This window comes from Rhodococcus sp. P4_C10, from assembly GCF_056402135.1.
The window spans coordinates 63,961-73,992 of record NZ_JBFUHZ010000037.1 but is presented as its reverse complement, the minus strand read 5'-3'; the positions used below and the strand labels follow the sequence as shown (position 1 = coordinate 73,992).

Below are 10,032 nucleotides of genomic sequence, written 5' to 3'. Positions count from 1 at the left end.
AGACTCACTCGGCCGCAACCGGTCTGCGCTGCGTAGGAGGCAAAGCTCAGGCGCGGCGCAGCACCAGCACCGGGATGGTCCGGATGCCGGCGGTCTTCTCCGCGTACTCGGCGAAGCCGGGATACCGGTGAGCCTGCTCCGCGAAGATCCGATCCCGTTCGTCGCCGGTCACCTCGGTGACGGTCACCGGGTACTGCTCGGTGCCCCGTTCGACCTCGGCGTCACCGGCGGAGACGAGGTTGTAGTACCAGTCCGGGTTGGACGGGGCGCCGGCCTTGGAGGCGAAGACGTAGATCTGGTCCGGGTCGTGTTCGTCCTGCATGTACATCACCGGGCTCACCAGCTCGCGCCCGCTCCGGCGGCCGCGGTGCCGCACCAGCACCAGCGGGGCGCCCTCGAACGGGCCACCCACTCGGCCCTCGTTGGCGCGGAATTCGGCGATGATGTTCGTATTCCAGTCGCTGGGGCTGCTCATCCTGTGCATTCTCCTACCGGGTCGCGGGGGAGGCAGGCTTTCCGGTCGGCGTGTTCGCCTTTCGTCCGCGCCGCTGCGTGAGTGCTCAAGTCGCGTCCGCCCGTTCGTCGGGGACGAGTCCGAGGAGCCTGAGCTCCCGTTCGGACTTCTTGTGCAGCTTGCGGCCCAGCAGCGGCCGTCCGTCGTCGTGGATGTAGGCGCCGCTCGGTTCCTTGGCGAGGGGTTCCTCCCAGGCTCGGTACAACGCGGCCATCCGGAAGGCGAAGCCGACCAGCACCGCGGCCGGCGCGGCGATCCAGTTGTTCAGCCCGAAGGCGTTGAACACCAACCAGACCGCGCCCGTGAGGAACGCGGTGAACACGAACCACTCGCCGCGCACCAGCTGCTTGGGCGTCACGCCGCAGCTGACGTCGATGATGTAGCGGCCCGCGGTCGGGCCGACGATCGCAATCGCGAGTGCGCCGAGCACCGGAACCCCGTGCTCGGTGGCCTTCATCGCGCCGACCATCGCGTACCAGGGCAGCGACAGCGAGGTCATGAACTGGAACAGGCCCTCCCGGAACAGCTGTCCGGACGCGAACGCCACGGAGTAGCCGATCAGACCCGCCACCACGCACAGGGTGATGTAGGCCGGGTTGAGCAGGGCAGCGGGGATTTCGGCGAGCATCACGTCCCGGCTGATGCCGCCGCCGATGCCGCCGATCAGTGCCATCAACAGGATGCCCACGACCGTGAAGTTGCGGTAGTGGTCGGGCCGGCGGGCCAGCAGGGCACCGTTGAGAGCGTTCGTGGTGGCCGCGATCAGGTCGAAGAAGGTGTGCTGACCGGTGATCTTGAAGCTCCCGAAGCCCACGGTCGGCGTGGTGGTGCCCGCGGCGAGCAGGTCGAGGATCATGCCGTCTCCTTGGCCGGTACGAGTGCGGGTGAGGGCGGCGGGATCAGCATCTGGGGCCGCTTCGCGACCAGCAGCCACAGCGGGAGAATCACGATGCACAGCAACGGCAGGATCCGGATGTCCGCGACGGTGGTCGCGGCCATGAAGATGGCGAGCCAGCCGTCCCGTGCGACCACCAGCACCGTGCCGAGCACTCCACACGAGATCGCCACGATCAACGGGATTGCGGCAACCGCACTGTGCCCGACCAGGCCCACCCCGACGCCGATGAACACCGCCGGGAAGATGCGGCCGCCGCGGAACCCGCAGCTCGCGGCGACCAGCAGGGCGACGAGCTTGACCACGGTGATGAGGACGAGCTGACCCGTGGACTCGTCGGCCGCGACCGCGGTCAGCTCCTTCATCTCGTCCAACCCCTTGAACAGGGTCATGTCGCCGCCGATCGCGCCGAGGACACCCAGCACTGCGCCGCCCGCGGTGATGGCGAGCAGCGGGTTCGGGAACCGGTGAAAGATGCTGTGGACCACCGGGAAGGCGTAGACGGCGGCCAGGCACAACAGGGCGGCCGCGGCGGCGATCACGGCGCCGCCGACCAGGTCGGCGAGGGCCGGGTCGTCGTATCCGGGGACCTCGACCGAGAGCATCGGCCGCGCCAGCATCACCATGGTCAACGTGCCCGCGCCGGCCGCGACCAGCGGCGCGAACAGCTTGTTCCAGAGCTGTCCGCCGGTATGCATCGCGGCCATCTCGGTGAATACGAGCGCCGCCGCGACGGGGGTGCCGAACATGGCCCCGATGGTGGCGGCCGCCGCGAGCATCACCGCGACCTCCGTGGGCACCCGCTTCCACAGGCGCCCGACGATCCACACGGTCAGGGCGGTGTTGATCGCGATGATCGGGTTCTCGGGGCCGAGGCTGACGCCGCCGGCCAGCCCGATCACCAGCACCAGCGCGAGGCTTGGGAGAGCAGACGGTGCAAGCGGTTTCGCGACGAGGCCGGTGGTTGCGGGGTCGGGTCCGGCGTGACCGGGCATCTTCCAGACCACGAGACCGACCACAAAGCCGACGACGGTCAGCGTGCCGAACGCCCACCAGCCGGATGCGCCGGACACGCCGACCCAGTCGGGCAGTGTCGTCCACAGCAGTCGCTGGAGCTTGTTGGCAAGCACGCTGAGCCCGATCAGCATCAACGCACAGCCAACGCCGACGGCGACCGCGGGAACGGCGAGTGCCGCCAGTTGCCGGGTCGTCGGTGTGAGCTCGGATTCCTCGGTCGCACTGGTCAACGCGAAGTCTCCCGTCGGTGTCGGTCCTTCGAGGATGGGGGACGGCGGCCGTCGGCGGCTCACCCGCTGTGGATGATCCCCTTCGCGGAGCCGCTTCCTAGTGTCGAGACGACTGACGCTTCCAAGCGAGAGGTTCGTCCACCATGCCAACTGATCCCAACGGAATTCAGCGCGGAGCCCTGCCGATCCCGGACCTCGCCTACACCGGCACCGTCACCTATGACGCGACGGACCCGGACACGCAGTTCCCGCCGATCCGCCGACTCCTCCCGCCGGACGGTGCGCCCAACGTGCTCGTCGTACTGATCGACGACGTGGGGTTCGGGGCCTCGAGCGCGTTCGGTGGGCCGATCGAGACTCCGAACTTCGAGCGGGTGGCCGCGCAGGGCCTCAAGTACACCCGGTTCCATACCACCGCGCTGTGCTCGCCGACCCGCGCGGCGCTGCTGTCCGGTCGCAACCACCACACCGTCGGCATGGGTGGCATCACCGAGATCGCCACCAGCGCGCCGGGCTACAACTCGCTGCGGCCCAACAACTGCGCGCCCCTCGCGGAGACCCTGAAGCTCAACGGGTACAACACCGCCCAGTTCGGCAAGTGCCACGAGGTGCCGGTGTGGGAGGCCTCGGCGGTGGGTCCGTTCGACCACTGGCCGCACCCCGGTGGCGGGTTCGAGTACTTCTACGGGTTCCTCGGCGGCGAGACCAACCAGTGGTACCCGGCGATCTACGAGAACACCTCGCCGGTCGAGCCGTGGGGCACCCCGGAAGAGGGCTACCACTTCATGGGCGACATGACGGACAAGGCGATCGACTGGACGCGTCAGCAGAAGTCCCTTGCCCCGGACAAGCCGTTCTTCACCTACTTCGCGCCCGGTGCGACGCACGCCCCGCACCACGTGCCCAAGGAGTGGGCGGACAAGTACCGCGGCCAGTTCGACCAGGGCTGGGATGCCCTGCGCCAGGAGACATTCGAACGGCAGAAGGCGCTCGGCGTCATCCCGCAGGACGCGGTGCTCACCGAGCGCAGCCCCGGCATCCCCGCCTGGGACGAGATGAGCGAGACCATCAAGCCGGCCCTCGCCCGTCAGATGGAGGTGTACGCGGGCTTCCTCGACTACGCAGACCACCACGTCGGCCGTCTCCTGGACGCGCTCGAGGAGCTCGACGTGCTCGACGACACCCTCGTCTACGTGATCATCGGCGACAACGGGGCATCCGCCGAGGGATCGATGCACGGCACGACCAACGAGGGCTTCACGATCAACCACATGAACGACATCGAGACCGAGGAGTACGTCGCCGCGCACATAGACGACATCGGCACCCCGAGCTCGTACAACCACTACGCGGTGGGCTGGGCGCACGCCATGGACACGCCCTACCAGTGGACCAAGCAGGTGGCCTCGCACTGGGGCGGCACCCGCAACGGCACCATCGTCAGCTGGCCCAACGGCATCGCGGCGCGTGGCGAGATCCGCAATCAGTTCGCCCACGCCATCGATGTCGCGCCGACGGTGCTGCAGGCGGCGGGCATTCCCGAGCCGTCGACGGTGCACGGCGTCACGCAGCGTCCCTACGAGGGCACCCCGATGAACTACTCCTTCGACGATGCGGACGCGGCGGAGCAGCACACCACGCAGTACTTCGAGATGCTCGGCAACCGGGCGATCTTCCACAAGGGCTGGACGGCGGTCGCGAAGCACAAGGACCCCTGGCTCAGTTCGGACCACGGCCTCGACGACGACGTGTGGGAGCTCTACAACGTCGAGGAAGACTGGACCCAGTCGAACGACCTCGCCGCCGAGTACCCGGACAAGCTCGCCCACCTGCAGCGGCTGTTCCTCATCCAGGCCGCAAGGTTCAACGTGCTGCCGATGGACATCCGCTCGGCAGAACGGATGAACCCCGACATCGCGGGGCGGCCGGCGCTGATCACCGCGCAGAGTCAGACGTTCTATCGCGGCATGCGGCGCCTGAGCGAGAACTCGGCCATCAACATCAAGAACAAGTCGTTCACGGTCACAGCATCGGCCGAGGTGCCGGACGACGGTGCCAACGGGGTGATCATCGCGCAGGGCGGCGCCTACGGCGGTTGGTCGTTCTACGCGCTCGACGGCAAGCTCGCGTTCGCCTACAACCTGCTCGGTATCGACACGGCCATCGTCCGATCGGACACCCCGGTGGCGCCCGGAAAACAGGAACTGCGAATGCATTTCGCGTACGACGGCGGGGGAGTCGGCAAGGGCGGCACGGCCTCTCTCTTCGCCGCCGACCAGAAGGTCGGCGAGGGCCGGGTCGAACGGACCATCCCGTTCCAGTTCACCTTCGACGAGACGGTCGACGTCGGGCAGGATCTCGCCTCGCCGGTGTCGTCGGACTACCAGGCGACCGGGAACGCGTTCACGGGAACCATCGACAGGGTGGTCATCGACCTCGGGGAGGACGACCACGGTCACCTGGCGGATCCCGGCCACCTCATGAACATCGCGATGATGAAGCAGTAGCCGTGGCCGGGCTGAATCCGCGGCGGGATGCCCCGGTGCTGGCGCCGACCCTCGTCGGGTACCAGAAGCGTTGGCTGCGTGGCGATGTCGTCGCGGGTCTCAGCGCCGGGGCGGTGGTGATCCCGCAGGCGATGGCGTACGCGACGATCGCGGACATGCCGGTGCAGATCGGCCTGTACACCTGCATGGTGCCGATGGTCGTGTACGCCATGCTCGGCGGGGCCAGGGCCGTCAGCGTCAGCACCACCTCGACGATCGCGCTCCTGACGGCGTCGACGATGATCGGGGCCGGGATCGCGGCCGGCTCGGAGGACGCGCAGACCGCGCTCATGACGCTGACCCTGCTGGTCGGTGTGATCCTGCTGCTGGCGCGGGTACTCAAACTCGGGTCGGTCATCGAGAACATCAACGAGGCGACACTGACCGGGATCAAGGTGGGCGTCGGGCTGACCGTGGCCGCGAGTCAGCTGCCCAAGCTTCTCGGCGTGCCGTCCGACCCGGACGCGACCGGATTCTTCCGGGTGCTGTGGTCGGCGCTGCGTCAGCTCGGTGACGCGAACGGGGCCACGGTGCTCCTGGCCGTCGGGTCCATCGGTGCGCTGTACGCGATGTCGAGGCTGGTGCCCCGGGTCCCGGGACCGCTGGTGGTCGTCGCGGTGGGGATCGCGCTGGTCGCGTTCGCCGGCCTGGACGGCCGCGGCGTCGAGCTGATCGCGGAAGTCCCGCAGGGCATTCCGCTGCCGGGCATCCCGAGCCTCCGCGATGTGGGCGCACTGATTCCCGGCGCCCTCGCGATCGCGGCGATGGCCTTCCTGGAGACGGTGTCGGTGGCGCGCGGGGTACGCAGGCAGGGGGAGCCGCAGATCGACAGCGACCAGGAGATGCTCGCGAACGGCGTGGCCTCGGTGGCAGGCGCGTTCTTCCACACCCTGCCGCCGGCCGGCGGGTTCTCGCAGACGGCGGTGGCCTTGCGGGCGGGGGCGCGCACCCAGGCCAGCGGGCTGGTGACCGCGGCCCTGGCGGTGCTGGTGGCCCTGTTCCTCGCCCCGGTGCTCAGCGACCTGCCGCAGGCGACGCTCGGCGCGATGGTGGTGGTCGCGACGCTGGGCCTGGTGGACATCGGCGCGTTCGCACGGTTCTGGCGGATCAACAAGCTGGAGTTCTGGGTCGCGCTGGCGACGGCGTTGATCGGCCTGACGGCCGGCCTGCTGCCCGCGGTCGCGGTCGGCGTGCTGTTCACCCTGTACCTGGTGCTGCGCGAGCTCAACGAGCCGCACGTGGTGCAGTTGCGCCGCGACGCGGACGGCCGGTGGACCGGCGGCGACGAGGACGCTCCGACGGAGCCGTCCGATCCGCTTGTGCTGCGGATCAATTCGGCCCTGTACACGGCGAACGTGCTGGCCAATGTCACGGCCATCCGGGAACGCATCGACGCCGGGGGCGCGAAGACGGTCGTGCTGGACTGCTCGCGGGCGTGGAAGATCACCACCACCGTGATGCACCACGTCCGGGACCTCGAACAGGAGTTGTCCGCCCAGGGCATCACGATCTACTTCGCGGAGGTCCCGCAGCGCGACCTGGAGACCGCCCGCAAGACGGAGCTGGGCCGGCACTTCGAGGAGTCGGGCCGGACCTTCGCGACCGTCGACGACGCGGTGCGCTGCACGGCGGGAGGGGCGTGAGGGCGTGCGACTGGGACTGCACGCGTTGGGAATCGGTACCGGCGCCCGCCGCGAGGTGATCGACGCGGTCGCGGCCGCCGCCGAGGGCAACGGATTCGCCACCCTGTGGTCGGGGGAGCACGTGGTGATGGTGGACCGGTCGCAGTCGCGTTACCCGTATGCCGACGACGGCCGGATCGCGGTGCCCGCGATCGCGGACTGGCTCGACCCGATGATCGGGCTCAGCTTTGCCGCCGCGGCCACCAGCACCATCGGCATCGCGACGGGCGTCCTGCTGCTGCCCGAGCACAACCCGGTGCTCGTCGCCAAACAGGCGTCGACTCTGGACCGGCTCAGCGGTGGCCGGTTCACGCTGGGTGTGGGTGTCGGCTGGTCGCGGGAAGAGTTTGCGGCGCTGGGGGTTCCGTTCGAGCGCCGGGGCCGGCGCACGGCAGAGTACGTCGCCGCCATGCGGGCGCTGTGGCTCGAGGATGTCGCTTCGTTCGACGGTGAGTTCGTCCGTTTCGACGCGATCCGGGTCAACCCCCGCCCGGCCCGCGACCGGCGAATCCCCGTGGTCGTCGGCGGGAACAGCGATGCCGCGCTCCGTCGCGTCGCGGCCTGGGGGGACGGCTGGTACGGATTCAACCTCGACGGCGTCGACGAGGTCGCCGAGCGGACCGGTGTCCTGCGTGAGCTGTGCCGTGAGTCCGGTCGCGACCCCGGCGAACTGCGGCTGGCGGTCGCGCTGCGGGAACGGTGTAGGCGGCTCCGCCGCCTACACCCAGCGGAGCGACTACTGGTGCTTGAGCACCGCGGCGAGGGCGTCCTCGGGATCGATCAGGTGACTGTGGTCGTCGTCGCCCAATTCGATGTCGGCCCAGTCGATCTTGCCGTTGAACCTGCCCCGCTCGGTCTTGTAGCCCTCGTACACCGGCATGCCGGTGTCGATGCCGACGTCCAGGCCCTCGTCGAACGAGAAGTACAGCGGGTGGGTGCGCTCGACCTTCCCGCTGCCCGCGTCGTCGCCGTCGATGTACAGCGTCGCGGTGCCGCCGCGACCGATTCCGCCTCCGTCGTAGGCGAATTCGACGCGCACCTGGTGCTCGCCGGGTGCGAGATCGTCCTCCGAGAGCACCGTCGTCCGGCGCAGGCCGCAGTAGTTGTAGTGGTAGCCGAGCTTGCCGCCCTCGGTGAACAGGCACCAGCCGCCGGTCCGGCCGCCCTGCGTGACCACCACGCCCTCGGCGCCGCCGTCGGGGACCTGGATCTGCGCGGTCACCGAGTAGCTGCGGTTCTTGATGTTGATCGCGACGTTCTCGTTCAGCCTCGTCATGCCCTCGAACAGCCGCAGCTTGTCGCCCTGCACCAGGGTCGGGCGGCCGGCGATGGCCGGGTTCATCCGCTCCGCGGCCCGGTCGTCGAGGGGGAGGACGTTGTATCGCGCGGCCTCGATGATGAACAGCTGCTGCAGCTGGGCCAGCTTCTCCGGGTGCTGCGCCGAGAGGTCGTGCGCCTGCGTCCAGTCCGTGGTGGTGTCGTAGAGCTCCCACACGTCGAGCGAGAAGTCCGGCGCCTGGGCGACCACGTCCCAGGGGGTGCGGTGCTTGGTGACCGCGGTCCAGCCGTCGTGGTAGATGCCGCGGTTGCCCATCAGCTCGAAGTACTGGGTCTTGTGCCGCTCGTCCGCGTCGGCCGCGTTGAAGCTGTACGCGAACGAGGTGCCGTGCATCGGCACCTGCGTGACGCCGTTGACGGTGTGCGGCTGCGCGAGTCCGGCCAGCTCGAGGATGGTCGGGGCCACGTCGATGACGTGGTGCCACTGGGTGCGGATCTCGCCCTTGGCCTCGATGCCGCCCGGCCAGTGCATGATCGTGCCGTTGCGGGTGCCGCCGTAGTGCGAGGCCACCTGCTTGGTCCACTGGTACGGCGTGCACATCGCGTGCGCCCAGCCGACCGCGTAGTGGTTGTAGGCCTCCGGCCCGCCGATCTTGTCGAGGTGCTCGTTCCAGAACTCGACGGTCTCGTACTCGCCGCCGCCGTTCGAGGCGGTGGTGATCATGTAGGTGCCCTCGAGGCCGCCCTCGGCGGAGGCGCCGTTGTCGCCGATGATGTACAGGATCAGCGTGTTGTCCAGCTCGCCGATCTCCTCGACGGCGTCGACCACCCGGCCCACGTGGAAGTCCGCGTACTCCAGGAAGGCCGCGTACACCTCCATCTGGTGCGCCAGGATCGGCTTGCGCTCGGCGGGCACGTCGTCCCACGCCATGATGCCGTCTGGGCGCGCGGTCAGGTCCGAGTCGGCGCCGATCACGCCGAGCTGCAGCTGCTTGCGGAAGGTCTCGTCGCGGACGGCATCCCAGCCCTGGTCGAACTTGCCCTTGTACTTGGCGATCCAGTCCTTCGGCACGTGGTGCGGGGTGTGCGTGGCGCCCGGCGCGAAGTAGGTGAAGAACGGCTTGTCGGGGGTGAGCGCCTGCTGCTGCTTGATGTAGTCGATGGCCTTGTCGGCCAGGTCCGGCATCAGGTGGTAGTCCGGGTCGTCCGGCGGCAGGATCGCGGAGACGCCGTCCACCAGGGCCGGCTGCCACTGGTTGGTCTCGCCGCCGATGAAGCCGTAGAAGCGCTCGAAGCCGCTGAACGCCGGCCAGTGGTCGAACGGGCCGGTGGGGCCAGACTCCCACACCGGCACCTCGTGGCACTTGCCGAACTGCGCTGTGTTGTAGCCGTTCTGGCGCAGGATCTCCGCCAAAGGGGTGCACGAGTTGGGGCGGGTGGAGCGGTAACCCGGTGCGGGCGTAGCGGTCTCGGTGATGTGCCCCATGCCGACCGCGTGGTGGTTGCGCCCGGTGAGCATGGCGGCGCGGGTCGGGGAGCACAGCGAGGTGGTGTGGAACCGGGAGTACTTGAGGCCGCCGGCGGCCAGTCGTTCGGCGGTCGGGGTGTGCACGGGCCCGCCGAACGCGCTCGACGCACCGAAACCGACGTCGTCGAGCAGGATCAGCAAGACGTTCGGCGCGCCCTTCGGCGGTCGCTGCATCTCGATGGGCGGCAGCTTCGCCTCCGGGTGCTTGGCGTCGAAGAACAACGGCCCCTGGTACTGCTGGTCCGGGATGGGGAGCACGGATCCGGGGAGTTCCTCGGCCATGGGGTGAGTTCCTTCCAGTCGACGACGAGTCCCTGTCGACGGTAGGCACGTCCACGGCGC

At 69.0% G+C, this 10,032-nt stretch carries 6 protein-coding genes and 1 pseudogene; 3 read left to right on the top strand and 4 right to left on the bottom strand.

Annotated elements, in window-relative coordinates; translation table 11 throughout:
* Positions 1 to 46 precede the first annotated feature (46 nt).
* The 3 genes from AC1DWC_RS20780 to AC1DWC_RS20770 all read right to left on the bottom strand — a co-directional run bounded on the left by AC1DWC_RS20780 (position 47) and on the right by AC1DWC_RS20770 (position 2,656).
* Complete coding sequence (locus tag AC1DWC_RS20780) at positions 47 to 475, bottom strand: nitroreductase/quinone reductase family protein (protein ID WP_477911082.1); 429 nt, start codon at positions 473 to 475, stop codon at positions 47 to 49.
* A gap of 85 nt (positions 476 to 560) precedes the next feature.
* Positions 561 to 1,370, bottom strand: coding sequence for a trimeric intracellular cation channel family protein (locus AC1DWC_RS20775; RefSeq protein ID WP_477911080.1), 810 nt, complete (start codon positions 1,368 to 1,370; stop codon positions 561 to 563).
* Positions 1,367 to 2,656, bottom strand: coding sequence for an ion channel protein (locus AC1DWC_RS20770; protein WP_477911078.1), 1,290 nt, complete (start codon positions 2,654 to 2,656; stop codon positions 1,367 to 1,369). Before AC1DWC_RS20770 ends, AC1DWC_RS20775 begins: the two co-directional genes overlap by 4 nt.
* A 143-nt stretch (positions 2,657 to 2,799) precedes the next feature.
* Between AC1DWC_RS20770 and AC1DWC_RS20765 the strand changes: the two genes are divergently transcribed.
* From AC1DWC_RS20765 to AC1DWC_RS20755, 3 genes and pseudogenes are all read left to right on the top strand, one after another.
* Positions 2,800 to 5,163, top strand: coding sequence for an arylsulfatase (locus tag AC1DWC_RS20765; RefSeq protein WP_477911076.1), 2,364 nt, complete (start codon positions 2,800 to 2,802; stop codon positions 5,161 to 5,163).
* Positions 5,164 to 5,165: 2 nt separating this feature from the next.
* Positions 5,166 to 6,845: a SulP family inorganic anion transporter gene (locus AC1DWC_RS20760; RefSeq protein WP_477911074.1), complete on the top strand. Its 1,680-nt coding sequence runs from the start codon at positions 5,166 to 5,168 to the stop codon at positions 6,843 to 6,845.
* A gap of 4 nt (positions 6,846 to 6,849) precedes the next feature.
* Positions 6,850 to 7,581: pseudogene (locus tag AC1DWC_RS20755) on the top strand (LLM class F420-dependent oxidoreductase); the annotation flags it as partial.
* 39 nt (positions 7,582 to 7,620) lie between these two features.
* Here the strand turns inward: AC1DWC_RS20755 and AC1DWC_RS20750 are convergent.
* Positions 7,621 to 9,972, bottom strand: a complete 2,352-nt coding sequence (locus tag AC1DWC_RS20750; RefSeq protein WP_477911072.1) for an arylsulfatase — start codon at positions 9,970 to 9,972, stop codon at positions 7,621 to 7,623.
* Positions 9,973 to 10,032: the final 60 nt, after the last annotated feature.

Excerpts from the sequence above, each read along its gene's own strand:
- AC1DWC_RS20780 (WP_477911082.1), bottom strand. The coding sequence starts at position 475 with ATGAGCAGCCCCAGCGACTGGAATACGAACATCATCGCCGAATTCCGC.
- AC1DWC_RS20775 (WP_477911080.1), bottom strand. The coding sequence starts at position 1,370 with ATGATCCTCGACCTGCTCGCCGCGGGCACCACCACGCCGACCGTGGGC.
- AC1DWC_RS20765 (WP_477911076.1), top strand. The coding sequence starts at position 2,800 with ATGCCAACTGATCCCAACGGAATTCAGCGCGGAGCCCTGCCGATCCCG.
- AC1DWC_RS20750 (WP_477911072.1), bottom strand. The coding sequence starts at position 9,972 with ATGGCCGAGGAACTCCCCGGATCCGTGCTCCCCATCCCGGACCAGCAG.